26 protein-coding genes are annotated in these 23,444 nt (G+C 63.6%); 15 read left to right on the forward strand and 11 right to left on the reverse strand.

Annotated features, from left to right (window positions below):
- From VF194_RS10295 to VF194_RS10305, 3 genes are all read right to left on the reverse strand, one after another.
- The coding region (locus VF194_RS10295) for an AMP-binding protein (protein ID WP_330890656.1) at window positions 1-1,223 on the reverse strand (1,223 nt) is incomplete at its 3' end.
- 12 nt (window positions 1,224-1,235) lie between these two features.
- Window positions 1,236-2,006: an enoyl-CoA hydratase/isomerase family protein gene (locus tag VF194_RS10300; RefSeq protein ID WP_330890657.1), complete on the reverse strand. Its 771-nt coding sequence runs from the start codon at window positions 2,004-2,006 to the stop codon at window positions 1,236-1,238.
- Window positions 2,003-2,650 carry a TetR/AcrR family transcriptional regulator gene (locus VF194_RS10305; RefSeq protein ID WP_330890658.1) on the reverse strand — a complete coding sequence of 216 codons (648 nt, stop codon included), beginning with the start codon at window positions 2,648-2,650 and terminating at the stop codon, window positions 2,003-2,005. The genes VF194_RS10300 and VF194_RS10305 overlap by 4 nt, the downstream gene beginning before the upstream one ends.
- 308 nt (window positions 2,651-2,958) lie before the next feature.
- Between VF194_RS10305 and VF194_RS10310 the strand changes: the two genes are divergently transcribed.
- From VF194_RS10310 to VF194_RS10345, 8 genes are all read left to right on the forward strand, one after another.
- Window positions 2,959-4,155 carry a substrate-binding domain-containing protein gene (locus VF194_RS10310; protein ID WP_330890660.1) on the forward strand — a complete coding sequence of 399 codons (1,197 nt, stop codon included), beginning with the start codon at window positions 2,959-2,961 and terminating at the stop codon, window positions 4,153-4,155.
- Between the two features lie 56 nt (window positions 4,156-4,211).
- Window positions 4,212-4,982, forward strand: a complete 771-nt coding sequence (locus VF194_RS10315; RefSeq protein ID WP_330890662.1) for an ABC transporter ATP-binding protein — start codon at window positions 4,212-4,214, stop codon at window positions 4,980-4,982.
- Window positions 4,979-5,704 (forward strand): ABC transporter ATP-binding protein, encoded by a 726-nt coding sequence (locus tag VF194_RS10320; RefSeq protein WP_330890664.1) that lies wholly within the window; start codon window positions 4,979-4,981, stop codon window positions 5,702-5,704. The genes VF194_RS10315 and VF194_RS10320 overlap by 4 nt, the downstream gene beginning before the upstream one ends.
- Window positions 5,701-6,720 (forward strand): branched-chain amino acid ABC transporter permease, encoded by a 1,020-nt coding sequence (locus VF194_RS10325; RefSeq protein WP_330890666.1) that lies wholly within the window; start codon window positions 5,701-5,703, stop codon window positions 6,718-6,720. Before VF194_RS10320 ends, VF194_RS10325 begins: the two co-directional genes overlap by 4 nt.
- Window positions 6,721-6,730: 10 nt before the next feature.
- On the forward strand, window positions 6,731-7,813 hold the full coding sequence (locus VF194_RS10330) for a branched-chain amino acid ABC transporter permease (RefSeq protein WP_330890668.1): 1,083 nt from the start codon (window positions 6,731-6,733) through the stop codon (window positions 7,811-7,813).
- A complete protein-coding gene (locus VF194_RS10335) occupies window positions 7,810-8,667 on the forward strand; it encodes an alpha/beta hydrolase (protein ID WP_330890670.1) in 858 nt (285 codons plus the stop codon). Before VF194_RS10330 ends, VF194_RS10335 begins: the two co-directional genes overlap by 4 nt.
- 41 nt (window positions 8,668-8,708) lie before the next feature.
- Entirely contained in the window at window positions 8,709-9,197 is a 489-nt protein-coding gene (locus VF194_RS10340; RefSeq protein ID WP_330890672.1) for a Fur family transcriptional regulator, read from the forward strand.
- A 155-nt stretch (window positions 9,198-9,352) separates the two neighbouring features.
- Entirely contained in the window at window positions 9,353-9,820 is a 468-nt protein-coding gene (locus tag VF194_RS10345) for a YbaK/EbsC family protein (RefSeq protein WP_330890674.1), read from the forward strand.
- 13 nt (window positions 9,821-9,833) lie between these two features.
- Here VF194_RS10345 and VF194_RS10350 read toward each other — a convergent pair whose 3' ends face one another.
- Both VF194_RS10350 and metC read right to left on the reverse strand, forming a co-directional pair.
- Window positions 9,834-10,589, reverse strand: a complete 756-nt coding sequence (locus tag VF194_RS10350; protein WP_330890676.1) for an enoyl-CoA hydratase — start codon at window positions 10,587-10,589, stop codon at window positions 9,834-9,836.
- A gap of 98 nt (window positions 10,590-10,687) precedes the next feature.
- Window positions 10,688-11,869 carry a cystathionine beta-lyase gene (metC, locus tag VF194_RS10355; protein WP_330890678.1) on the reverse strand — a complete coding sequence of 394 codons (1,182 nt, stop codon included), beginning with the start codon at window positions 11,867-11,869 and terminating at the stop codon, window positions 10,688-10,690.
- Window positions 11,870-11,982: 113 nt separating this feature from the next.
- On the opposite strand from metC, the gene VF194_RS10360 reads away from it, so the two are divergent.
- The 5 genes from VF194_RS10360 to VF194_RS10380 all read left to right on the forward strand — a co-directional run bounded on the left by VF194_RS10360 (window position 11,983) and on the right by VF194_RS10380 (window position 17,923).
- Complete coding sequence (locus tag VF194_RS10360; protein WP_330890680.1) at window positions 11,983-13,380, forward strand: M20 family metallopeptidase; 1,398 nt, start codon at window positions 11,983-11,985, stop codon at window positions 13,378-13,380.
- A 389-nt stretch (window positions 13,381-13,769) separates the two neighbouring features.
- Window positions 13,770-14,789: an amino acid ABC transporter substrate-binding protein gene (locus VF194_RS10365; RefSeq protein WP_330890682.1), complete on the forward strand. Its 1,020-nt coding sequence runs from the start codon at window positions 13,770-13,772 to the stop codon at window positions 14,787-14,789.
- A gap of 102 nt (window positions 14,790-14,891) precedes the next feature.
- Window positions 14,892-16,079, forward strand: coding sequence for an amino acid ABC transporter permease (locus VF194_RS10370; protein ID WP_330890684.1), 1,188 nt, complete (start codon window positions 14,892-14,894; stop codon window positions 16,077-16,079).
- A gap of 1 nt (window position 16,080) precedes the next feature.
- Window positions 16,081-17,169 carry an amino acid ABC transporter permease gene (locus tag VF194_RS10375; RefSeq protein WP_330890686.1) on the forward strand — a complete coding sequence of 363 codons (1,089 nt, stop codon included), beginning with the start codon at window positions 16,081-16,083 and terminating at the stop codon, window positions 17,167-17,169.
- Window positions 17,170-17,182: 13 nt separating this feature from the next.
- Window positions 17,183-17,923 (forward strand): amino acid ABC transporter ATP-binding protein, encoded by a 741-nt coding sequence (locus VF194_RS10380; RefSeq protein ID WP_330890688.1) that lies wholly within the window; start codon window positions 17,183-17,185, stop codon window positions 17,921-17,923.
- 10 nt (window positions 17,924-17,933) lie between these two features.
- Here the strand turns inward: VF194_RS10380 and VF194_RS10385 are convergent, their stop codons facing one another.
- Complete coding sequence (locus VF194_RS10385; protein WP_330890690.1) at window positions 17,934-18,254, reverse strand: AzlD family protein; 321 nt, start codon at window positions 18,252-18,254, stop codon at window positions 17,934-17,936.
- Window positions 18,244-18,963, reverse strand: coding sequence for an AzlC family ABC transporter permease (locus VF194_RS10390; RefSeq protein WP_330890692.1), 720 nt, complete (start codon window positions 18,961-18,963; stop codon window positions 18,244-18,246). The genes VF194_RS10385 and VF194_RS10390 overlap by 11 nt, the downstream gene beginning before the upstream one ends.
- Window positions 18,964-19,064: 101 nt before the next feature.
- Here VF194_RS10390 and VF194_RS10395 point away from each other — a divergent pair, with 101 nt between their 5' ends.
- Window positions 19,065-19,703 (forward strand): CGNR zinc finger domain-containing protein, encoded by a 639-nt coding sequence (locus VF194_RS10395; RefSeq protein WP_330890694.1) that lies wholly within the window; start codon window positions 19,065-19,067, stop codon window positions 19,701-19,703.
- Between the two features lie 152 nt (window positions 19,704-19,855).
- On the forward strand, window positions 19,856-20,275 hold the full coding sequence (locus tag VF194_RS10400; protein WP_330890696.1) for a response regulator: 420 nt from the start codon (window positions 19,856-19,858) through the stop codon (window positions 20,273-20,275).
- Here the strand turns inward: VF194_RS10400 and VF194_RS10405 are convergent.
- The 4 genes from VF194_RS10405 to VF194_RS10420 all read right to left on the reverse strand — a co-directional run.
- Complete coding sequence (locus VF194_RS10405) at window positions 20,269-20,880, reverse strand: GNAT family N-acetyltransferase (RefSeq protein ID WP_330890698.1); 612 nt, start codon at window positions 20,878-20,880, stop codon at window positions 20,269-20,271. The genes VF194_RS10400 and VF194_RS10405 overlap by 7 nt on opposite strands.
- Before the next feature lie 11 nt (window positions 20,881-20,891).
- Window positions 20,892-21,746 (reverse strand): 3-mercaptopyruvate sulfurtransferase, encoded by an 855-nt coding sequence (gene sseA / locus VF194_RS10410; RefSeq protein ID WP_330890700.1) that lies wholly within the window; start codon window positions 21,744-21,746, stop codon window positions 20,892-20,894.
- A gap of 25 nt (window positions 21,747-21,771) precedes the next feature.
- The gene (locus VF194_RS10415; RefSeq protein WP_330890702.1) at window positions 21,772-22,491 is read right to left on the reverse strand and encodes an alanyl-tRNA editing protein; all 720 of its coding nucleotides are present in this window, start codon (window positions 22,489-22,491) and stop codon (window positions 21,772-21,774) included.
- A 7-nt stretch (window positions 22,492-22,498) separates the two neighbouring features.
- The coding region (locus tag VF194_RS10420) for a cysteine synthase A (protein ID WP_330890704.1) at window positions 22,499-23,444 on the reverse strand (946 nt) is incomplete at its 5' end.

The raw sequence follows: 23,444 nt of genomic DNA on the forward strand, positions 1-23,444 counted from the left end.
TAGACGTTCTCGCCGCCGGAGATGTACATGTCCTTGATGCGGTCGACGATATAGTAATAGCCGTCGCTATCGCGTTTGGCGACATCGCCGGTCTTCAGCCATCCGTCCGGCGTGAACGCGGCGCGCGTCGCCGCTTCGTTGTTCCAGTATCCCGGAGTTATGCCGGGGCCGCGGATCTGTAACTCGCCGGCTTCGCCATCCGGCACCATCGCTCCGGCCTCGTCCACGATACGCACCTCGGCCAGTATCTGCGGCTTGCCGACCGAGCCGATCTTCTCTCGCGCATGCTCGGTATCCATCAGGAAGACGGTCGGGCCGGTCTCGGTCATGCCCATGCCGTTGCAGACCAGCACGCCCCGCTCGGCAAAGGCGGTGATCAGCGTTGCCGGCAGCGGCGCCCCGCCGCAGCCCCAGGAGCGGACCTTGGAGAAGTCGGCCTTCGGAAAATCCTTGTGCAGGCTGATCGCCTGATAGATCGCCGGCACGCCGAAGAAGGCCGTGCATTGGCCACCGGTCAACGCCGCCATGACCGGCTCGATGTCGAATTTCTTCAGGATGCGTACAAGGCCGCCATGCATCAGCACGGGCAGGGTATGCAGGTTGATCCCCGCCGTATGGAACAGCGGCAGGAAATTCATCGTGCTGTCGGTGGATGTCAGGTCGATGGCCTGCCCGATATTGATCGCATTGGCATAAGCCATGCCCAGGGTCTGAATGACCGCCTTCGGCTTTCCTGTGGTGCCGGAGGTATAGAGCATGTACCAGGTGCGATCGCCCGGCCAGGCGGTATCGAATTGCACCGGCCTCGTTTCTCGAATGAGCCGGCGGCAGTCGTCGTAGGATTTCAGCGGGATGTCATGGGCAGCCTGAAGCTCTTCCGCCAGCTTTGCATTATCCGCATCGTGGATCAGGAGCTTCGGGGCGGCATCCTGCAGGATGGGCAACAACTCGGGCGCGGGCTGGCGCCAATTCAGCGGCACCAGGATGACACCGGCCTTGCCGCAGCCAAACAGGATTTCAAAGAAGGCGGCGCTATTGTGGCTGAGGATGGCGATGCGATCGCCGGTCTTAATGCCGCTCTGTTCCAGCCAGGTGGCAAAGCGCGTGGCGCGATCGTTCAGAGCGGCATAGCTGATGGCTTCACCCGACTCCATTTCGATCAGAGCCGGGCGCTCGGGCGTCAGCTCAGCGCGCCTGGCAGCGATGTCGAACAGGATCTGCATGTCTTCCTCCCGTCACGCCGACTTGGCCAGAAAGCGGGCCATGCCGGCCTGCGCTTCCTCGCTGTCGATCTGTTCGATGAAGCTGAGCTTTTCTGCCTCAAGCCCCTCGACAACCGCCACCCGCCGCTCGGGCGACGACAGCAGCTTCTTGGTGCGGCACATCGCCTGGGGGCGTTTATCGAGCAGCGCCGCAACCCATTGCGCGATGGTCTCATCCAGGTTTTCCGGCTCGACAAGCGTCGTCGCCAGGCCGAGCCGGACGGCTTCGGCGGCCGTGATCCGGCGGTTCAACAATTGGATTTCCCGGGCTTTTGCCGCGCCGATCCGGGCGGGCAGCAGCGCCGTCCAACCGCCATCGGGGCTGAAGCCCACGGCGGTATAATAGGGCTGGATAAAGGCGTTCGGCGTGATCGCTGCAAGGTCGCAGGCCAGCAGAAAGCCGAGCGAGCCGCCCGTAACCGGCCCATGAATGCGGCCGATGACGGGTATGGTCAAATCGAGCAGCTTCAGGATCGCCTGGTTCAACCCACCGACCAGTTGCGCGGCATATTCCGCGCGTCGGCCTCTGTCGACGGCGAGAAAGCCGGCAACGTCGCCGCCGGTGGAGAAGCTGCGGCCGGCAGCCTGCAGCACCAAAATCTTCGCCTCGGCCGCAATCCGGTCGAGATTGTCCAGCAGCGAGTCAATCAGCGCCGGCACCAGGCTGTTATGCCGTTCCGGCCGGTTGAGCGTCAGCCGCGCGACCGGCCCGTCGATGCTGAGCAGGGTGAGGGGCTCGCTCACGGCGCCGGGGCCGGGATGCGGGCCGGGATCGTCGCCGCCAGGCCATGGCCGATCATGTCGGCCGCTGCATCGACGATCTCGTCAAGCGGGGTTTTGGGGTCCCACAAGCCATAGCGCTGCCCGAGGAAAACAGAGATGCCCATCAGCATCCAGGCGCGCACCTCGGTGGAGACGTCATTCGGCCCGGGCGCGATCTCGCCGCGTTTCTCCGCCGCCGCCAGGGCGATGCGATAGGATTTGGCGAACTCCGTGTAATATTGACGATACACTTTGCCATCGACGAATTGCGATTCCTCGACGACCTTGTAGAGATCGGGGTTCTTGCGCACGAAATCGAGAAAGGCGCGCAGGCCGAGCCGCTCGGCGTCGAGGCGGTTGCGGGCGCCTTCGGTCGCCTCGGTGAGGTGGTGACGCAGCATGCGGCCCATATGCAGGACCAGCTCGCGCATCACGTCTTCCTTGGTGCGGAAGTAAATGTAGAAGGTGCCTTGGGCGACGCCGGCCTCTGCCGTGATCGTGCTGATCGAGGCTTCGGCAAAACCGCGGCGTCCGATCTCGCGCTTGGCGGCATCGAGAATCTTTCGGCGGGTCATTTCGCCCCGGCCGGTCTTCGGCACGGGCAGGGTGCGTTTCCTCGGGGTCATATGCGATATGATTCAGTTGTCATATTAGAACTTGCAAGCCGCGGCCGCCTTGTCAAGAAAAGAGTGGCAAAAACCATATTGACGCGCCAATGAAGGAAGGATACGAATAGTGCAAACATGAATCAATAGTCATGTTTGTGGGCCGTCCAAACGGACGGCGGCCCGTGCCGGCACCGGGATCACCCGGGCCGGGTAAGTGGGAGGAGGCTGATGACTTGCATAATCGCATGCCCGCAATCGCATCTTCGTCACCTTCAGCCGGCAAGGACCGACCGCAATCCGTCCGTTTCGTCGCAAGGGAGAGACTTATGCAGCGCGTGATGAAGACGGCGGGGCTGGCCGTCGCGTTGATCGCCGGCAGTGCCATGACGGCGCAGGCCGCCGATCTGAAGATCGCCTTGATCGCCGGCAAGACGGGGCCGCTTGAGGCTTACGCCAAGCAGACCGAAACCGGCTTCATGATGGGGCTGGAATATATGACCCGCGGGTCGATGACCTGGCAGGGGCGCAAGATCAAGGTCATCGTCAAGGACGACCAGCTCAAGCCCGATATCGGCAAGTCGCTGCTGGAGCAGGCCTATGGCGACGATGACGTCGATATCGCAGTGGGCACCACCTCGTCGGGAGTGGCGCTGGCGATGCTGCCGGTTGCCGAGGAGTACAAGAAGATCCTGATCGTCGAGCCCGCCGTGGCCGACGCGATCACCGGCGAGAAGTGGAACAAGTATGTGTTCCGCACCGCGCGCAACTCGACGCAGGATGCCTATGCCGCGGCGGCGGCCTTCCCGACGACCGGTGAGGTGCATGTCGCGACCTTGGCGCAGGATTATGCCTTCGGCCGTGACGGCGTGAAGGCGCTCAAGGAAGCGCTCGGCGCCCTGCGGCCGAACGTGAAGGTCGATTTCGAGGAATATGCCCCGACCCAGGCAACCGACTTCACCGCCTCGGCGCAGCGCATGTTCGATGCGCTGAAGGACAAGCCAGGCAAGAAGGTGATCAGCATCATCTGGGCCGGCCCGCATCCTCTGCCCAAGATCGCCGATCTGAAGCCGGAACGTTATGGCATCGAGATTGCGCCGGGCGGCAACATCCTGCCGGTGATGAAGCTTTACAAGCCGTATCCGGGCATGGAAGGCGCCATCTACTACTATTATGCCTTCCCGAAGAACCCGATGAACGACTGGCTGGTCAAGGAGCATACGAAGCGCTTCAATAGCCCGCCGGATTTCTTCACCGCTGGCGGCATGGCGGCCGCCTCGGCCGTGCTGACTGCTGTGAAGCGGGCCGGTGGGACCAACACCGACAAGCTGATCGCGGCGATGGAAGGCATGGCCTTCGATACCCCGAAGGGCACCATGATCTTTCGCAAGGAAGACCATCAGGCGATGCAGGAGATGTATCACTTCAAGGTCAAGGCAAACGGCAAGAACGATTTCGATCTCCTCGACCTGGTCGAGACGATTCCGGAATCGGCCATGCCGCTGCCGATCCGAACCAAGCATTGAGTTCTCTGTAACTTGGCCGGAGCGGACATGGGCCGCTCCGGCGAACCTTGCCAGCCATGCCTGCGACGCCCGCATTGGAAACCCGCGATCTGACGATCCGCTTCGGCGGCCATGTTGCCGTCAATGCCGTCAGTTGCGCTTTTCACCCCGGCACGCTCACCGCCATCGTCGGGCCAAACGGTGCCGGCAAGACGACCTATTTCAACCTGATTTCCGGTCAGCTCAAGGCGACCTCCGGACAGGTGCTGCTGAAGGGCCACGACGTCACCGGGTATACGGCGTCGGGCCGCACCAAGCGCGGCATGGGGCGCGCTTTTCAGCTGACCAACCTGTTTCCCAACCTCACGGTCATGGAAAATGTCCGGCTCGCGGTACAAAGCCGCGCCGGCGCCGGCCTGCAGTTGCTGCAGCTCTGGAGCCATCGCGGCGATTTGATCGACAAGGCCGACAGCTTGCTGGCTTCCGTCAAGCTGCTGGATAAACGCAACGCCATGGCCGGCGCGCTGCCGCATGGCGACCAGCGTAAGCTCGAAGTCGCTCTGCTGCTGGCGCTCGAGCCCGATATTTTCATGTTCGACGAGCCCACCGCCGGCATGTCGGTCGACGAGGTGCCGACCGTTCTGGAGCTGATCCACGAGATCAAGGAGCGGGGCGACAAAACCGTTCTGCTGGTGGAACACAAAATGGATGTGGTGCGCTCGTTGGCCGACCGTATCATCGTCCTGCACAACGGCACGCTGGTTGCCGATGGCGAGCCGGCAAAGGTTATTGCGTCTCCGATCGTGCAGGAGGCCTATCTCGGCATTGCGGCGGGGGCGGCGGCATGAGCGATGCGCTGCTGCGCCTGGAAGGCGTGAATACCCATATCGGCCGCTATCACATCCTGCATGGCGTCGACTTCACCGTGCCGCGCGGACAGCTCACCATGCTGCTCGGCCGTAACGGCGCCGGTAAGACCACGACACTGCGCACCATCATGGGCCTGTGGCGGGCTTCGAAAGGCCATATCCACTTCAATGGCCGCGACATCACCGCTTTGCCCACGCCCGATATCGCCCGGGCAGGGCTGGCCTATGTGCCGGAGACGATGGGGATCTTCGACGATCTGACCGTGCGCGAGAATATGATCCTGGCAGCCCGCAATGGCGAGATCGATCCCAAGCGCCTGCAATGGATATTCGGCCTGTTTCCGGCGCTGGAGAAGTTCTGGACCCTGGCGGCCGGCGTGCTGTCCGGCGGCCAGAAGCAGATGCTGGCGATCGCCCGCGCCATCGTCGAGCCACGCGATCTTCTGCTGATCGACGAGCCGACCAAGGGACTGGCGCCGGCGATCATCATCAACATGATCGAAGCTTTCCGAGAGTTGAAATCGACCGGTGCCACTATCTTGTTGGTCGAGCAGAATTTCATGGCCGCCAAGCTGCTGGGCGACAGCGTCGTCGTCATGGACGACGGCCGTATCGTGCATCGCGGCGCCATGGCCGAACTGGCCGAGGATCATGGCCTGCAGCAGAAACTGCTGGGCCTCAGCATGGATTCGCATCAATGAGCGCCGCTGCATCGGGTGCCGATATGGCCGTTCTGCCCAAGGTGAAGACGGACTGGTTGCCGGCCCTGCTGGTGCCGCTGCTCGCCTTGGCGGCCCTGCCGCTGGTCGGCAGCTTTTCGGCCTGGGCGACGCTTACGGTTGCGGCCCTGGCCATGGGCATGATGGTTTTCCTGATGGCGTCGGGGCTGACCCTGGTTTTCGGCTTGATGGACGTGCTGAATTTTGGCCACGGCGTGTTCATCTCCTTTGGCGCCTATGTCAGCCTGATTGCCTTGGGTCCGCTGCGCGAATGGGGCCAGTCGGAGAATATCTGGCTCAATGTCGGCGTGCTGCTGGCTTGCAGTGCCGTGGCGATGCTGGTGACCGGCATTCTCGGCTGGGCGTTCGAGCGCATCGTCATCCGTCCGGTCTACGGCCAGCATCTGAAGCAGATCCTGATTACCATGGGCGGCATGATCGTCGCCGAGCAGATGATCCATGTGATCTGGGGGGCGAGCCCGATCACGCTGCGTCTGCCTGAAGGCCTGCGCGGTGCGATCGTGATCGGCGATGCGGCGATGGAACGCTATCGCGTGATCGCCATTCTCTTCGGCCTTGCCGTTTTCGGACTGATGCATCTGCTGCTGAACCGCACCAAGATCGGCCTCCTGATCCGCGCCGGCGTGGAGAACGCCGAAATGGTGGAATCGCTCGGCTATCGCATCCGACGGCTCTTTGTCGGCGTTTTCGTTGCCGGCTCGGCGCTGGCCGGCCTGGGCGGCGTGCTCTGGGCCTTCTACCGTCAGACGCTGACGGCCGGCATGGGCATGGAAGTGAATGTGCTGATCTTCATCGTGATCATCATCGGTGGCCTGGGCTCGGTCAGCGGCTGTTTCATCGGCTCGCTTTTGGTGGCGTTGATCGCCAACTATACGGGCTTTCTGGCGCCCAAACTGGCGCTGTTTTCCAGTATCATCCTCATGGTGCTGATCCTGCTCTGGCGGCCGCAGGGCCTCTATCCGGTCGCAAAGCGATAGGGGGCGGGCGATGCGAAAGGCGAGTTATCTGCACAGCCTGCTGTCCGGCGATTACCCGCGTTCGAAGCCGCTCGCGGTCGCTCTGCTGGTCATCCTGATCGGACTGGCCTTCGCGCCGTTCCTGTTTCCTGGCAGTCAGCCCCTGAACGTGGCGGCGAAGATCTGCGTCTTCGTCATCCTGGTGGCGAGCTATGATTTGCTGCTCGGCTATACCGGGATCGTCTCCTTTGCGCATACCATGTTCTTCGGCATCGGCGGCTACGGCGTGGCGATCGCCATGTACAGCTTCGGCCCAAGCTGGAGTGCGCTCGGTCTCGGCGTGTTCGTCGCGCTGATCCTTGCCATCGCACTGGCGCTGCTGATCGGGCTTTTCTCCCTGCGGGTCCGCGCCATCTTCTTTGCCATGATCACCCTGGCAGTGGCATCGGCCTTCGCCATCCTGGCATCGCAATTGAGCGAGATCACCGGCGGCGAGGACGGGCGCAGCTATCGCGTCCCCGAATTGTTGCGGCCCAGCTTCCGCCTGATTCATGACCGCGTGCTGGATGTCAGCATCAACGGCAAGATCATCACCTATTACCTGATTTTCTTCGCGGCGCTGGTGCTGTTCCTGCTGGCCCTGCGCGTTGTCAATTCGCCTTTCGGCCGCGTCCTGCAGGCGATCCGGGAGAATGACTTCCGGGCCGAGGCGCTGGGCTATCGCGTCGTGGTCTATCGCTCGATCGCCAACGGCTTGTCGGCCGGCATGGCGACCCTGGCTGGAGTGCTGATGGCCTTGTGGCTGCGTTATACCGGGCCGGATACGACACTCAGTTTCGCCATCATGATCGACATCCTTCTGATGGTGGTGATCGGCGGCATGGGAACCCTGTACGGCGCCGTGTTGGGCGCCACGATCTTCATCCTGGCGCAGAATTACCTTCAGGTGCTCATGGGCGAACTGAGCGATGCCCTGGCCGCGGCTGGCGTTCCGGTCCTGCCTGTCCTGTTCCAGGCCGATCGTTGGCTGCTCTGGCTCGGCATTCTTTTCGTGCTCAGCGTCTATTTCTTCCCCACGGGTATCGTTGGCAGGTTGCGGCAGTTGCGCTCATGACGGCTCGGTCGATCTACCTCACGCTTTGCGGTCGCAGCGTCCACCTGCTGGACTGGGGCGACAAGGACGCGCCTGCCGTGATCCTCTGGCACGGCTTGGCGCGCAATTGCCATGATTTCGATATTTTGGCCGCGGCGCTGGCTGGCCGTTATCGTTTGCTCGCGCCCGATACCATCGGCCGCGGTTTGAGCGAGTGGAGCCCGCAACCGGACGAGGAATACACGACGCCGTTCTATGCCCGCCAGGCGGTCGAATTGCTCGATCGGCTCAAGCTCGACCGGGTGCGCTGGGTCGGCACGTCGATGGGGGGCCTGATCGGCATGGTTGCCGCCGCAACGGCCCTGAAGGATCGCATCACGCATCTGGTGCTGAACGATGTCGGACCGGCGATTGCGCCCGGCGCCGTGCAGCGCATCCTGCAATATGCCGGCAGCCCGCCGGCTTTCGCCACTCTGCCGGACACCGAACAGTATTTCCGGACCATCTATGCGTCCTTCGGAATCGCGTCCGATATGGGCTGGCGCAAGCTGGTGGAGACGTCCGTTCGACGCCTGCCGGATGGAAGGTTCACGCCGCATTACGATCCGCAGATCGCCGCCGTGCTGGCCAGGCAGGCGGCGGCAGCGGCCGAAGCCGGCGGCAATGCCGATCTTTGGCCGCTGTATGATCAGATTACTGCCAAGACTCTGGTGATCCGGGGCGCGGTTTCCGACCTGTTGAGCGAGGAAACCGCGGCGGCCATGACCCGGCGCGGACCTCGGGCGGCGCGGATCGACATCCCTGGTGTGGGACATGCGCCGGCCTTGGATACCCCGGAGCAGATCGCCATGATTGCGGAGTTTATCCGCAACTAGCGCGGGTTGGCCAAAGCCTGCAGCCGCCTTATACTGGTTGCATGCCCAGCCATGTTCATCTCCACGCCCATGACCCGAACCACGATCACGCGGCGTGTATTTCGGATGCCCTGGCAAGGGCCGAGGTCCATTGCACCGATATCGGCGCCAAGCTGACTCCGATCCGCCGGCGCGTCCTCGAACTGATCTGGCAAAGCCACAAGCCGGCCGGCGCTTACGATCTGCTGGCCCAGCTGGGAGGCGAGGGGCAAAAGGTTGCGCCTCCGACAGTCTACCGCGCGCTCGATTTCCTCATCGAGCAAGGGCTGGTGCATCGGGTCGAAAGCCTGAACGCCTTCATCGGCTGCACCGAACCCGGCCATGCCGTACAGCAGGAGATTTTCATCTGCCGCAATTGCGGCACCGCAACAGAGATCAATGATCCTGAACTCGGCCGGCGCATCCAGCAGGATGCGCTGACATTGGGATTCACGGTCGAACGGCAAGCGATTGAAGTCGTCGGCCTCTGCCGCGATTGCCAGCAGAGCTGACCGCTTCGCGATCCTTGCGTGTCGGCGGCTTTGGTGTTGGCGCTATGCCGAAATCGATATAGCCTGTTCCTGCTATCGGCCAAGGTGCCGGGCGTCGCTGCAAAACAACTGAATTCGACTGTCCGGCAGCCGTTATTCGTCTAGCGGAGGGCAACATGGCGATCGCACTCAGCTTGCAGGAATATCTCGAACGCAATCACGTTCCCTACGAAGTGCTCGAGCATGACCGCTCCAGCACCATGCGGGCGGCCGCGCAGAATTCCGGTTTGCCGGAAGATTGCGTCGTCAAGGCCGTTCTGGTGGAGGATGACGACGGCTTCATGCTGGCGGCGGTGCCTGCGTCATGCAATGTGGCGCTGAACCGGTTGGCGAAAGTGGTCAACCGGCCGATTGACCTGGCGCGGGAAGCCGATATCACCACTTTGTTCACCGATTGCGAAAAGGGCGCCCTGCCGCCCGTCGGCGCGGCCTATGGGGTCGACGTCGTGATCGACGACAGCCTGGACGATCAATACGACCTCTATTTCGAGGGCGGCGATCATCGCACGCTGGTTCATATCAAGGGCGAGGATCTCTACCGGCTGATGCCGGACGCCAGGCACGCCAGGATCCGCGATCTGTAAGACTTGCCGCAACTCAGGTGAATTTTGGCGGCCGCTTTTCGAAGAAGGCCGTCATGGCTTCGCGCGCCTCGGCCGATTTGAGCTGCGCGCGGAAATGCGTGCCTTCGGCCGCCATTTGGGCCGCAACGTCGCCCTTGCTCTGCCGCAGTAGCTGCTTTGTCAGTCTCACCGCGGTCGGCGGTTTCGCCGCCAGTTTGCGGGCGACCGCCTTGGCTTCGTCCAGCAGGCGATCCTCCGCGTAAACAGCGTTGACGATGCCGTATTCCTTCGCCGTCGCGGCCGTAAACGGCTCGCCCAGCAGCAGAAGTTCGGCGGCGCGATGATGGCCGACCATCGCCGGAAGCAGCAGGGAGGATGCCGCTTCGGGCACCAGCGCAAGATTGACGAAGGGCAGTGAAAGCTTGGCGTTTTCCGCCGCATAGACCAGATCGCAATGCAGCAGCATGGTGGTGCCGACGCCGACGGCAACGCCCGAGACCGCGGCGATCAGGGGCTTCGAGGCGGTGTTGATATTCCGCAGGAAACGGAACACCGGCGCGTCTTCGCCCTGTGGCGGATTGTTGAGGAAGTCCTGCAGATCGTTGCCGGCGGTATAGGCATCGCGGTGGCCAGCGAACAGGACGACCCGTATCGTCTGGTCCTTGTCGGCGGCCTCCAGGGCGTCCGCCATGGCGGCATACATCGCCGAGGTCAGCGCATTCTTCTTGTCCGGCCGATTGATGGTGATGGTCAGAATGCCATCGGCTGCGGCGGTCAGTATCTCGGACATGGCGGCTCCTCCAAAAACAGGAGAGATACGATGCCACGGCGTCCAGGCGAATTGAAGGCTGCCCCAGCGTCAGCCGTGACGGCTGGGGCGGCGCCCGTTCAGCCCTGTGCCTTGTTCAGCCGTTCGAATCCCGCTTTCAGATCGGCGATCAGATCCTCGGTCGCCTCCAGGCCGATATGCAGGCGGATCAGCGGGCCGCGGTCCTGCCACGGCCTGGCGGTGCGCAGGCTGTGCGGCTTGGCCACCGTCACCAGGCTTTCGTAACCGCCCCAGGAATAGCCGATCCCGAACAGTTCCAGATGATCGACGAAAGCGGCCACGGCATCATCGCCATATTTGCGGTCCAGCTCGAAGGAGAACAGGCCGCAGGCGCCCAGGAAATCGCGCTTCCAGATCGCATGGCCGGGATCGTCGCGCAGGGCGGGGTGCAGCACACGGCTCACCTCCGGCCGGCCTTTCAGCCAATCCGCCACGGTTATCGCGCTCTCCATATGGCGCGGCAGGCGCACTGCCAGCGTGCGGATGCCGCGCAGGCCGAGATAGATTTCATCCGGTCCCGCATTGACGCCGAGCGCCCGGATGCTGTCGCGCAGATGCGGCCAGCTTTCCTTCGTGGCGATTACGACGCCCAGCATCGCATCGGAATGGCCGACGATGTACTTCGTCGCGGCATGGACCGACAGATCGACGCCGTGCCGGAAGCTCTTGAAATAGAGCGGCGTGCCCCAGGTATTGTCCATGGCCACTTTCGCGCCATGGCGATGGGCGATCTCGGCGATCGCCGGCACGTCCTGAATCTCGAAGGTGAGCGAGCCCGGCGATTCCAGAAAGACCAGCGACGTATTGGGCCGCATCAGCTCCTTGATCCCGGCGCCGATCAGCGGATCGAAATACTCCGTCTCGACGCCCAGCCGCTTGAGCAGCGTATCGCAGAAATTGCGTGTCGGACCGTAGGCGCTGTCGGTCACCAGAATATGGTCGCCGGCTTTTACGACGCTCAGGATCGCGCCGGAGCAGGCGGCGGCGCCGGAGGGAAAGCTCATGGCGCGATAGCCGCCTTCGAGTTCGGCTACGGTATTCTCGAACGCATAGGTCAACGGCGTGCCGATCCGGCCGTAGGACGTGACCTGCTCGTCGCGGGCCCGGGCGGCGTAAGTATCGGCCAGCGTCTTCAGGTCGGGCTGCAGGATGGTGGATGCGCGATACACCGGGATATTGACCGCGCCGTGATGGCCCTCGGGATCGCGGCCCAGGGTGGCAAGCTTGGTTTCATCTTTCATGTCGGACTCCAATGCTGGATCGAACTATCGCAAAGCAAGGCCGGGCTTTCCAGTCTGCCGGACTTTTCCGATTGCCGGCGGAAGGCTATGAATCCTGCAAAGGAGTTTTGCCGATGACCCGAGATGCCGCTATCCGCGCCGCCACCGCCTATCTCGACGAAGGCGGCTTTGCCGCCGATCTCGCCCGCCGGGTGGCGATCCCCACCGAAAGCCAGAATCCGGACCGCAGGGCGGCTTTGGCCGAATATCTGGACCGGGAGATGCGCGGCACCTTGGAGGCGCTCGGCTTCGATTGCGCGATCCATCGGAATCCGGCGCCCAATGGCGGGCCGTTCTTGGTGGCGATCCGGCGAGAGCCAGGGGCGAAAAAGACCCTGTTCTCCTACGGCCACGGCGATGTGATCCGGGGTCAGGAGGCGCAATGGCGCAGCGGCTTGAACCCCTGGCAACTGACCCAGGAAGGCGAGAGGCTCTACGGCCGCGGCACCGCCGACAACAAAGGCCAGCATACGGTGAATATCGGCGCTCTCGCGGCCGTGCTGAAAGCGCGCGAGGGCAAGCTCGGCTTCAATATGGTGCTGCTGATCGAAACCGGCGAGGAGATTGGTTCGCCCGGCCTGAACCAATTCTGTGCCGCCCAGCGCGATACCTGGCAGGCCAGTCTCTTCCTGGCATCCGATGGTCCGCGCCTGTCGCCGGAACGCCCCACGCTGTATTGCGGCGCCCGCGGCGCGCTGAATTTCGACATGACCGTCGATCTCCGGCCCGGCGCCCATCATTCGGGCAACTGGGGCGGCCTGCTGGCCGACCCGGGGATCATACTGGCGCATGCGATCGCCAGCATTGTCGGCCCGACCGGCCAGATTCGGATTCCGGAATGGGTGCCGTCGGAACTTCCGGCCAATGTGCGTCAGGCGCTGAGCGACTGCGCGGTCGGCGGCGGCAGCGATGGCCCCGCTATCGACGCGGGCTGGGGCGAGCCGGGCCTGACCCCGGCCGAGCGCGTCTACGGCTGGTGCAGTTTCGATGTCCTGGCTTTCAAGACCGGCAATCCGGAAGCGCCGGTGAATGCGATTCCGGGCAAGGCGAGCGCCCATTGCCAGATTCGCTTTGTCGTCGGGCCGGATCATGAGAATTTCCTGCCGGCTTTGCGTCGTCATCTCGATCGGCAGGGTTTTCCGATGGTGCAGATCGCGCAGTCCCGCGCCGAGATCTTCAAGGCGACCCGGCTCGATCCCGATCACCCCTATGTGCATTTCGCCTTGAACTCGGTCGAGCGCACCATGGGGAAGCGGCCGGCCTTGCTGCCGAATCTGGGGGGCTCGCTGCCCAACGACGTCTTCGCGGAAACCATGGGCTTGCCGACCGTGTGGATGCCGCATTCCTACGCCGCCTGCTCGCAGCATGCGCCCAACGAGCACATATTGCTGCCGGTCATGCGCGAAGGCCTCGCCATGATGGCGGGGCTGCTGTGGGATCTCGGCGAGCCCGGTGCCGAATTTCCGGTATGATCCCGGAGCTTCCGCAGTCATGGAAATGTCGGCGGTGCACTGATCAACTTTGGATTTGTGGCCGCCGATGGCCTGCGCTTTGGGCAGCGACCCTGTTGTCGGCCAGCGATGTGCAACTGCGAAAAGCCCATATCCGCGTCCTGCACGGCGGCCCGGATACTCTGTTTTTCAATCGGTTTCCGGGCTACCGGGCTTCGGCGGCCTTGCAGCAGGTGCACCGCGGCATGCATTGGCCCGATTTTTGATTGCAGTCCTGGCCGGCAAGGTAGGGCGCAGCTTTTTCATCCTGTGGATAACTGACGTTGTCTTGCCCGTTTTTGGGACGTCGTGATAATTCTACGACGGCTCTGCGGAAACGCAGTCCAGTCACAACAGGGAAGGATTACAACATGAAACTGTTAAAGACGGCCGCAGCCGCGGCGGTGGTGTTGTTGGCCGCGCATGGCGCACAGGCAGGCGCCACGTTCGATGCCGTCAAAGCCAGGGGCTTCGTCCAATGTGGCGCAAACGGCACTCTCGGCGGTTTCGGTGCGCCGGATTCCAAGGGTGAATGGAAGGGCATCGACGTCGATCTGTGCCGTGCGGTTGCCGCGGCCATGTTCGGCGATGCCACCAAGGTCAAGTTCACGCCGCTGACGGCGCAGCAGCGTTTCACGGCGCTGCAGTCGGGGGAGGTTGACCTGCTGTCGCGCAACACCACGCAGACGCTGACCCGCGATGCTTCGCTCGGCCTGATCGGCGCTGGCGTCGACTACTACGACGGCCAGGGCTTCATCGTGAAGAAGTCGCTGGGCGTCAAGAGCGCCAAGGAGCTGAACGGCGCCACCGTTTGCGTGCAGCCGGGCACCACGACCGAACTCAACCTTGCCGATTACTTCCGCGCCAACAAGATGGAGTTCAAGCCGGTCGTGATCGAGAAGGAGGACGAGGCGGTTGCGGCCTTCGCATCCGGCCGTTGCGACGTCTATACGACGGACAAGTCCGGCCTGGCGGCGACCCGCGCGACGCAGCTCGCCAATCCGGATGATTACGTCATCCTGCCGGAGACGATCTCGAAGGAGCCGCTCGGCCCGATGGTCCGTCAGGGCGACGATCAGTGGCTGGTGCTGGTGCGCTGGGTGCTCAATGCCATGATCGAGGCGGAAGAGTATGGCGTCACCTCGAAGAACGTCGACGAGATGCTGAAGAGCAATAACCCGGTCATCAAGCGCCTGCTCGGCGTCACCCCGGGTATGGGCAAGAATCTCGGCGTCGACGAGAAATGGGCCTATAACATCGTCAAGCAGGTCGGCAACTACGGCGAAGTCTACGAGCGCAATGTCGGCCTCGGCAGCCCGCTCAAGCTCGAACGTGGCCTGAACGAGCTGTGGAACAAGGGCGGCATCATGTACGCCTGGCCGGTCCGTTAAAGGCAAGGCCGTGCGGTCCGGCAGCGAAACAGGGCGCCGCCGGACCGCACCGTTCCTAAATCCGTTCACCGCGATTTTGTTGTTCCAAGCCATGGGGGGCACATGGCGCATGATTCTTTGAACGGCCAGGCACCGGCACGGCGCTTGAGCTGGAATGATCCCGACGTCCGGTCTGTCGTTTACCAGATCGTCGCGTTGGGTCTTGTCGGCTTGGTCGCCTGGTTCCTGATCTCCAATACGCTGCACAATCTTTCCTCGCGCAATATCGCGTCCGGCTTTGGCTTCCTCGATCGCGAAGCCGGCTTTGCGATCGGCGAGGGGCCGATCGACTTCGCGCCGCATAATACCTATGCCCGCGCCGTACTGGTCGGTCTGCTCAACACGTTGCGGGTCGCGGTAATCGGCATCGTTCTGGCGACCCTTCTCGGCACGATCGTTGGCATCGCCCGGTTGTCGAAGAACTGGCTGATCGCCAAATTGTCTCTCTTTTACGTCGAGACGATTCGGAACGTGCCGCTGCTGCTGCAGCTTTTCTTCTGGTACGCGGTGATCACGGAAACGATGCCGGGGCCGCGGCAGGCATTGCATCCGCTGCCCGGCGTCTTCATCTCCAATCGCGGCGTCAAGCTCCCGGTGCCGGCGGATCATTTCGCCTTTGACCTGGCCGGGGTGGCCTTCCTGATCGGATTGGTCCTGTCCGTCCTGGTTTCCAACTGGGCAAAGCGGCGGCAGGATGCGACCGGGCAATCCTTTCCGGTTTGGTCCACCTGCATCGCTCTGATCCTGGGGCTGCCGATTTTCGGCTGGCTGATCGGCGGCGCGCCGCTGGAATTCGATATACCGAAACTGCGGGGCTTCAATTTCACCGGCGGCGTGACGCTCACTCCGGAATTCGCGGCCCTGCTGTTCGGATTGGTGGTTTATACCGGCGCCTTCATCGCCGAGGTGGTCCGGTCGGGCATCGAGGCCGTCAGCCATGGCCAGACCGAGGCGGCCGCCGCTTTGGGATTGCGCCGCGGCCAGATTCTGCGCCTCGTCGTGCTGCCGCAGGCGCTGCGCGTCATTATCCCGCCGATGACCAGCCAATACCTCAATCTCACCAAGAACAGCTCGCTGGCCGTGGCGATCGGCTACCCGGATATCGTCTCGGTGGCCAATACGGCGATCAACCAGACCGGCCAGGCGATCGAGGGAATCCTGATCATCATGGCCGTCTATCTGACCTTCAGCCTTTCGATCTCGCTGTTCATGAACTGGTATAACAAGCATATCGCCTTGGTGGAGCGCTGAGATGGCTAGCGTAAGCGAATCCCTGCCGCCGCCGTCCTCCACCACGGGACCTATCGCCTGGGTGCGTGAGCGGCTGTTCTCGTCGCCGCTGAACGCGGTCCTGACCATTCTCGCCGTCTGGCTGCTGGTCATGATCATCCCCGCGCTGATCGAGTGGGGGCTGGTCCAGGCGCATTTCACGGCAGCCACTTCGGCGGAATGCCGCGGTCATCCCGGCGCCTGCTGGGCTTTCATCGGCGAGAAATATCGCTTCATATTGTTCGGCCTCTATCCCTATGACGAACAATGGCGACCGCTGCTGGCTGTGCTGGTCTTGATCGGCCTGATCGTCGCTACCTGCATGCCGCTCTTCTGGAAGCCGCGCCTGATCGTCATCTGGGCGGTCGGGCTCGTTGTCGTCGGTGTGCTGATGTGGGGCGGCGTTTTCGGCCTGACCTATGTCGAGGATACCAATTGGGGCGGTCTGCCGCTGACCCTGATCCTCGCCACTTTCGGTATCGCGGTGGCGTTCCCGCTCGGTTTGCTCCTGGCCCTGGGACGCCGGTCCCGGATGCCGGCGATCAAGACGCTTTGCATCATCTATATCGAACTGATCCGCGGCGTGCCGCTCATCAGCCTCCTGTTCATGTCGTCGGTGATGCTGCCGCTGTTCCTGCCGGAAGGCTTCAGCATCGACAAGCTGCTGCGTGCGCAGATCGCCATCATCCTGTTCTCGGCGGCCTATATCGCCGAAGTGGTGCGCGGCGGCCTGCAGGCGATTCCGAAAGGTCAGTATGAAGGGGCCGACTCTCTCGGCCTCAGCTACGCGCAGAAGATGGGCTTCGTCATCCTGCCGCAGGCCTTGAAGATCGTCATCCCGCCGATGGTCAGCCTGTTCATATCGGCGTTCAAGGACACCTCGCTGGTGGTGATCATCGGCATCTACGACCTGATGCAATCGACCAAGGCGTCGCTGAACGATCCTGCCTGGCGCGGCTTCTCGATCGAGGCCTATATATTCATCGCGGCGATCTATTTCGTCTTCTGTTTCTCGATGTCGAAATATAGCCGGAACCTGGAAGAGCGGCTGGCCACCGGCCACAAGCGTTAGAGGGGATGTGACTATGGCTGAGCCCATCATCCAAATGCAAAAGGTCAACAAGTGGTACGGCGAGTTCCACGTGTTGAGGAACATCAACCTGGACGTCGGGCGCGGCGAGCGCATCGTGATCTGCGGGCCGTCGGGGTCCGGCAAATCGACGATGATCCGTTGCATCAACCGGCTGGAAGAGCATCAGCAGGGCCGTATCGTCGTCGAAGGCACCGAGCTGACCAACGACCTCAAGAATATCGAGGCGATCCGCCGCGACGTCGGTATGGTGTTCCAGCATTTCAACCTGTTTCCGCACCTGACCGTGCTGGAAAACCTTACTCTGGGGCCGATCTGGGTGCTGAAGCGGCCGAAGGCCGAGGCCGAGGCTACCGCGATGAAATATCTCGAACGCGTCCGCATCCCGGAGCAGGCTAAGAAATATCCCGGGCAGCTGTCCGGCGGTCAGCAGCAGCGTGTCGCCATCGCGCGTTCGCTCTGCATGAATCCGAAGATCATGCTGTTCGACGAGCCGACTTCCGCGCTCGATCCGGAAATGGTCAAGGAAGTGCTGGACGTGATGATCGAACTGGCGGAAGAGGGCGGCATGACCATGCTCTGCGTCACCCACGAGATGGGTTTCGCCAAGGCGGTGGCGCATCGCGTGATCTTCATGGACCGCGGCGAGATCGTCGAGCAGAACAAGCCGGATGAATTCTTCGCCAATCCTCAGAACGAGCGGACCAAGCTGTTCCTCAGCCAGATCCTGCACTGAGTGCGGCTTGTTAAGGCCAGAAATGCCTTAACAGCGCCGCGACCCCCACGCCGATCAGGATCGCCGTCAGCGGCCGTTTCGCCAGCAGCATGATGACGACGGTGATGCCGAGGCCGAGCCAGGTCGTCGCGTCGCCGTTGACCGCCGCCGCGACGACGATGGCGACCAGCACGCCGCCGGCCATGTGGCGCAGGAAGCGTTCGACGGCCGGGGTGATGTTGACGTAGCCCATCAGCCAGAAGCCGGTGATGCGGGTCAGGTAGGTCGCCGCCGCCATGCCGACGATGGCGATCAGGGCGGCGGAGCCGATATCCGAGAAATCAATCGGCACGGCGCAGCAGTCCCGTCAGGCCGGCGGCAAGGCCGCCGATCAAAATGTACCAGTTGCCGGGCAGCCAGAGCATGGTGGCGATTGTGGCCGCCGCCGCCGCCAGCCAGGGCAGCACATCGGTCCGGCCGCGATACATGCCGACCACGGCGGTGGCGAAGACGCCGGCGATCAGCACGTCGAAGCCCCACCGCTTCGGATCGAGGCCGCTGCTGCCGATTACCGCGCCGAGTACCGTGCCGCCGACCCAGATCGGCCATTGCATGATGATGGTGCCGAGCAGAATGCCGAGATCGCGGCGGCCGCGCATCATCTCCTGCAGCGTGATGGCCCAGCCGCCATCGGTCATGCCGCCGGAGAGCGCAAAGACCAGCCAGCGCGGCAGCCCGGTCAGGAAGGGGTGCAGCGCGGCGCCCATGACGACATGGCGGGCGTTGACCAGCAGGGTCGTCAGCACGATGGCGATCAGCGGCAGGGGGGCGACCCACAGGCTGAGGACGGCGAACTGGGCGCTGCCGGCAAAGACGAGCGCGCTCATCAGGGCCGCTTCGCCGGGCGACATGAAGGCCACGGCCGCGGCGCCGAAGGCCAGGCCGAAGGGGAAGGCGCTGACGCTGTAGGGCAGGGTCAGCTTCATGCCGTGCCAGATGCCGGCACGGGTGAAACTGGCCGGTGTTGCGGCGGATGTTGTGTCTGGGGCGGGGGCGGACATGGCCGGCAAGCTAGAAGATTGTTCCGTCATATTGAAGCGGCTGTTTGCGGGTTTCTGCTCTAGGGATTGGCGGCATTCCCGTCAACCGGTATGGTGGTTACATGCGCGACGCTCAACGCCTGCTGGAGATCGGCCTGCTGGGCGGGCATCCCGCGCTCGACTTCGTCAATACCCTCGACTGGCGCGGACGCGGGGATGGGCCCGGAGGCGCGGAGGAATGTCTGCTGTCCTATGCCGGACTGCTGGCCTGGATGCAGCGGCTCAGGCTCGCGACTTCAACGGAAGCGCAGACTGTGTCTGCCGCTGCTGCCACCCGGCCGCAGAAGGCGCAGGCGATGCTGCGCGAGGCCGTCGCCCTGCGCGAAGCCATCCATGGATTATTCGCTGCGGCGATGGCGCGGCGGCGGCCGAAGCCGGCCGACCTTGCCCGGCTGAACCGCTGGCTCGGCGATCAGGCGCCGCTGCGCCTGGAGGCGAAGGCCGGAGGCTATGTCTGGGCGGAAGAAAAGGACGGGCAGCACCGTCTGGGCTTGCCGCTGCATCGCCTTGCGCTGCAGGCGGCAGAGCTGCTGACCTCGGACAAGCTGGAACGGGTGCGCTGTTGCGCCGGGCCCGGCTGCGGCTGGCTGTTTCTCGACACCAGCCCGAACCGGCAGCGCCGCTGGTGTTCGATGGAAGGCTGCGGCAATCGCGCCAAGGCCAAACGGCATTACAGCAGGGTCAGCGGCAGACAAAAGTAATTGAACAGCGTCGGCGTGGATCAATCCGGGGCTGAAAATGGTTGTCTGATCGTGCCGGAGCGCCGCTGCGCCGTTGAATCGGGACGTGAAGCGGGTCTAACCTCGACGCTGGCCGGTTGGCAGTGCGTCCGGCGTTGCTTTGGTGGGCAATCATGATCGGTTCCGGTGCCTCTACTGCATTTCTGCGCGGCCTCAAGGTGCTGGTCGTCGAGGACGAAACCATCGTCTCTTTCCTGGTCGAGCAGGTTTTGTCGGATCTGGGCTGCACCAGCGTGTGGGTCGCCGCAAATGTCGAGAATGCAAAGCGGATCCTGCAGATGCACGCCCCCGACCTTGCCGTGCTCGACGTCAATCTCGCCGGAGAGCTGGTCTTCCCGATCGTTTCCTCATTGGAGGTAGCGGATATCCCATTCGTCTTCACCACCGGCTACGGCCGGGAAGGCCTGCTGCAGCCCTGGCCCGGGCATCCGGTCGTGCACAAGCCTTACGATGCGGATGCCCTGCTGGCCGGACTGGCGGCGGCCTGGACGGCCCGGCGCGGGTTGAACAGGCCGGCCGGCAACGCTCAATAGCGAGGATCGAACACCGCTTCCCGCGTCTGATAGGGGCGGAACCCCACCTTCTGATAGAGCGGCAGGGCGGCCGGATGATCGAGGTTGCAGGTATTCACCGTCAGCCGTTGCGTGCCATAGAAAAAGGCCTGACCGATCCCGGTGCGCAGCAGCCAGGGGCCGAGGCCGCGGCTGAAGAATTCCGGGGCCAGGCCGAAATAGGCGATGTTGATCGGCTTCAAGTCGCTGAGCGTTTCCTCGCGCCGATCCAGTTCGATATACCCGGCCGGCACGCCGCCGACATAGGGCACCCAGATTTCGACGCGCGGATCGCAGATGATCTGGCCGAGCGCCACGTCGCTGAGCCGGTGGCGATCCACCCAATGCCAGGGCCGGCCGACGGTATCGTAGAGATAGCGGTAGAAGCCGGTGGTCGGCTTTTCCAGCTTCATCAGCGCCAGTTTGGGAACCAGCGGCGGCGGGTTCGGCGCATTCGGCGCCGGCCCCCGCGTCATCTCCAGATAGACGACGGTGACGTTGTAGCGGCCATCGGGCAGCACCTGCGGCGGCGGCATGCGGAACACCGCTGGCTCGATCTGTCCGCTGCTGTCGCGCGCCTCGGCCATGCCGCCTTCCGCTAGCGCTCCACCGGCAGGTCGGCCCGGCCGCCCCATTCCGTCCAGGAGCCGTCATAGACGGCGACCTGGCGATGGCCGAGCAGATGCAGGCCCAGCGCGAGATTGCAGGCGGACACGCCGGAGCCGCAGGTGGTGGCAATCGGCTTGGACAGGTCGAGGCCCGCCCGGGTGAAAATCTCCTTCAGCTTTTCCGCCGAATGGAACAGGCCGGTCTCCGGGTCCGTCGTCGTCGCCGAGGGCACGCAGACCGAGCCGGGGATATGGCCGCCGCGCAGCCCGGCCCGCGGCTCAGGTTCGGTGCCCTCGAAGCGGCCCTTGCTGCGGGCATCGACCACCTGTTCGCGATGGCTGCTGAGGTTGGCGCGCATCTGTTCGGCGTCGCGCACCAGCAGATCGTTCCAGCGGGCGGTGAAATGCCGCTCGCGCGGCAGCGGCGGCAGGTCTTCGGTCGGCCGCCCCTCAAGCATCCATTTCTTCAGGCCGCCATTGAGCACGGCCACGTCCTCATGGCCGAAGACGCGGAACATCCACCAGGCGCGCGGCGCGGAAAGATGGTTGTCGGAGCCGTCATAGATGATGATGCGGTTGCCGTCGCCGATGCCGAGCCGGCGCATGCGGCTGGCGAATTTCTCCGGGCTCGGCAGCATATGCGGCAACGGACTGTCCGTATCGGAAATCTCGTCCAGATCGAAGAAGACGGCGCCGGGGATATGCCGCGAGGCATATTCCTTCTTCGGGTCGCGCTGCATCGCCGGCAGATACCAGGAGGCATCGACGATGCGCAGATCCGGCGCATTCAGATGTTCGGCCAGCCACTCGGTGGAAACCAGCGCATCCCCATTCACATACGGCATGAAACGCTCCCTGGAGCCCAAGCAATCAGGCGAATTCGATATTGACCCGGCGGTTCTGCCGCCCCTTGTTCTCGATTTTGCGCACGTTGACCGGGCCGATCTCGCCGGTCTGCCTCACATGCGTGCCGCCGCAGGCCTGCAGATCCAGCGGCCTGTCGACGCCGGCAACCTCGACCAGCCGCACGCGCCCGAGGCCCATCGGCGGCTTTACGGCCATGGTCTTGACCAGTTCCGGATTGCCGCGCAGTTCGTCATCGGTGATCCAGCGCGCGGTGACCGCGTGATCGCCGCGGACCAGTTCGTTGAGCTTCGCCGTCAGCGTCTCCTTGTCCGGGATGCTGTCGGCCATGTCGAAATCCAGCCGGCCCTTGCCGTCGCCGACCTGGCCGCCGGTGACGGGGAAGGGAACCAGCGCCGAGAGCAGATGCAGACAGGTATGCATGCGCATCAGCCGGTGCCGCCTTGCCCAGTCGATCTCCAGCTTGCCCGTGGCGCCGGTTTTCAATGCGGCGCTGCCGGCGCCCGGCTTGTGAATGACGCGATCGGGGCCGTCGCCCTTGACGGTATCGACGATCTCGACGATCTCGCCGCTATCGAGGACGAAACGGCCGATATCGCCCGGCTGACCGCCGCCCGTCGGATAGAACACGGTCCGGTCGGTCTGGAAGCCGCGCTCGTCGATGGCGGTGACGGTTGCCTGGCAATGGGTCAGATAGGCGTCGTCGCGGAACAGCAATTCGGTCATGGCAGGCTCACGCCAGCCAGGATGGTACGGGCAGATTCTTGCTGCGCAGGAAATCCGGATTGAACATCTTGCTTTGATAGCGCGCGCCGCCATCGGCCAGGATGGTGACGATGGTGTGGCCGGGGCCCATCTGCTTGGCAAGCCGGATCGCGGCGGCGACATTGATGCCGGTCGAGCCGCCAAGCACCAATCCTTCGTGCCGTACCAGATCGAAGATCACCGGCAGGGCTTCTTCGTCGGGAATCTGGAAGGCGTCGTCCGGCGTGATGCTTTCCAGGTTGGCGGTGATGCGGCCCTGGCCGATGCCTTCGGTGATCGAGGTCCCTTCCGCCTTCAGCTCGCCATGGGCGTAGTAGTGCCAGAGCGCGGCGCCGTGCGGGTCGGCGAGGCCAATCTTCACCGAGGGCTTCTTCTCGCGCAGATAGGCCGCGACGCCGGCGAGCGTGCCGCCGGTGCCGACGGCGCAGATGAAGCCGTCGACCTTGCCGTCGGTCTGGCGCCAGATTTCGGGACCCGTGGTCTCGATATGGCCCTGTCGGTTCGCGACGTTGTCGAACTGGTTCGCCCAGATCGCGCCCTCGGAGTGCGTCTTCGCGAGCTCCTCGGCGAGGCGGCCGGAGAGCTTCACGTAGTTGTTCGGGTCCTTGTAGGGGACCGCCTTCACCTCGCGCAGGTCCGCGCCGCACAGGCGCAGCATGTCCTTCTTCTCCTGCGTCTGGGTCTCCGGGATCACGATGACGGTCCGGTAGCCGCGGGCGTTGGCCACCAGCGCCAGGCCGATGCCGGTGTTGCCGGCGGTGCCCTCGACGATGATCCCGCCCTTGCGCAGCAGGCCCTTGCGCTCGGCGTCCTGCACGATGAAGAGCGCGGCGCGGTCCTTCACCGAGCCGCCGGGATTGAGGAACTCCGCCTTGCCGAGGATCTCGCAGCCGGTGAGCTCGGAGGGGCCGCGC

The sequence above is a fragment of the Ferrovibrio sp. genome, from assembly GCF_036381655.1.
Classification (GTDB): domain Bacteria; phylum Pseudomonadota; class Alphaproteobacteria; order Ferrovibrionales; family Ferrovibrionaceae; genus Ferrovibrio.

Coding starts and splice junctions, on each gene's coding strand:
- VF194_RS10305 (WP_330890658.1), bottom strand. CDS start 2,650: ATGACCCCGAGGAAACGCACCCTGCCCGTGCCGAAGACCGGCCGGGGC.
- VF194_RS10310 (WP_330890660.1), top strand. CDS start 2,959: ATGCAGCGCGTGATGAAGACGGCGGGGCTGGCCGTCGCGTTGATCGCC.
- VF194_RS10315 (WP_330890662.1), top strand. CDS start 4,212: ATGCCTGCGACGCCCGCATTGGAAACCCGCGATCTGACGATCCGCTTC.
- VF194_RS10320 (WP_330890664.1), top strand. CDS start 4,979: ATGAGCGATGCGCTGCTGCGCCTGGAAGGCGTGAATACCCATATCGGC.
- VF194_RS10325 (WP_330890666.1), top strand. CDS start 5,701: ATGAGCGCCGCTGCATCGGGTGCCGATATGGCCGTTCTGCCCAAGGTG.
- VF194_RS10330 (WP_330890668.1), top strand. CDS start 6,731: ATGCGAAAGGCGAGTTATCTGCACAGCCTGCTGTCCGGCGATTACCCG.
- VF194_RS10335 (WP_330890670.1), top strand. CDS start 7,810: ATGACGGCTCGGTCGATCTACCTCACGCTTTGCGGTCGCAGCGTCCAC.
- VF194_RS10340 (WP_330890672.1), top strand. CDS start 8,709: ATGCCCAGCCATGTTCATCTCCACGCCCATGACCCGAACCACGATCAC.
- VF194_RS10345 (WP_330890674.1), top strand. CDS start 9,353: ATGGCGATCGCACTCAGCTTGCAGGAATATCTCGAACGCAATCACGTT.
- VF194_RS10350 (WP_330890676.1), bottom strand. CDS start 10,589: ATGTCCGAGATACTGACCGCCGCAGCCGATGGCATTCTGACCATCACC.
- metC (WP_330890678.1), bottom strand. CDS start 11,869: ATGAAAGATGAAACCAAGCTTGCCACCCTGGGCCGCGATCCCGAGGGC.
- VF194_RS10360 (WP_330890680.1), top strand. CDS start 11,983: ATGACCCGAGATGCCGCTATCCGCGCCGCCACCGCCTATCTCGACGAA.
- VF194_RS10365 (WP_330890682.1), top strand. CDS start 13,770: ATGAAACTGTTAAAGACGGCCGCAGCCGCGGCGGTGGTGTTGTTGGCC.
- VF194_RS10370 (WP_330890684.1), top strand. CDS start 14,892: ATGGCGCATGATTCTTTGAACGGCCAGGCACCGGCACGGCGCTTGAGC.
- VF194_RS10375 (WP_330890686.1), top strand. CDS start 16,081: ATGGCTAGCGTAAGCGAATCCCTGCCGCCGCCGTCCTCCACCACGGGA.
- VF194_RS10380 (WP_330890688.1), top strand. CDS start 17,183: ATGGCTGAGCCCATCATCCAAATGCAAAAGGTCAACAAGTGGTACGGC.
- VF194_RS10390 (WP_330890692.1), bottom strand. CDS start 18,963: ATGTCCGCCCCCGCCCCAGACACAACATCCGCCGCAACACCGGCCAGT.
- VF194_RS10395 (WP_330890694.1), top strand. CDS start 19,065: ATGCGCGACGCTCAACGCCTGCTGGAGATCGGCCTGCTGGGCGGGCAT.
- VF194_RS10400 (WP_330890696.1), top strand. CDS start 19,856: ATGATCGGTTCCGGTGCCTCTACTGCATTTCTGCGCGGCCTCAAGGTG.
- VF194_RS10405 (WP_330890698.1), bottom strand. CDS start 20,880: ATGGCCGAGGCGCGCGACAGCAGCGGACAGATCGAGCCAGCGGTGTTC.
- sseA (WP_330890700.1), bottom strand. CDS start 21,746: ATGCCGTATGTGAATGGGGATGCGCTGGTTTCCACCGAGTGGCTGGCC.
- VF194_RS10415 (WP_330890702.1), bottom strand. CDS start 22,491: ATGACCGAATTGCTGTTCCGCGACGACGCCTATCTGACCCATTGCCAG.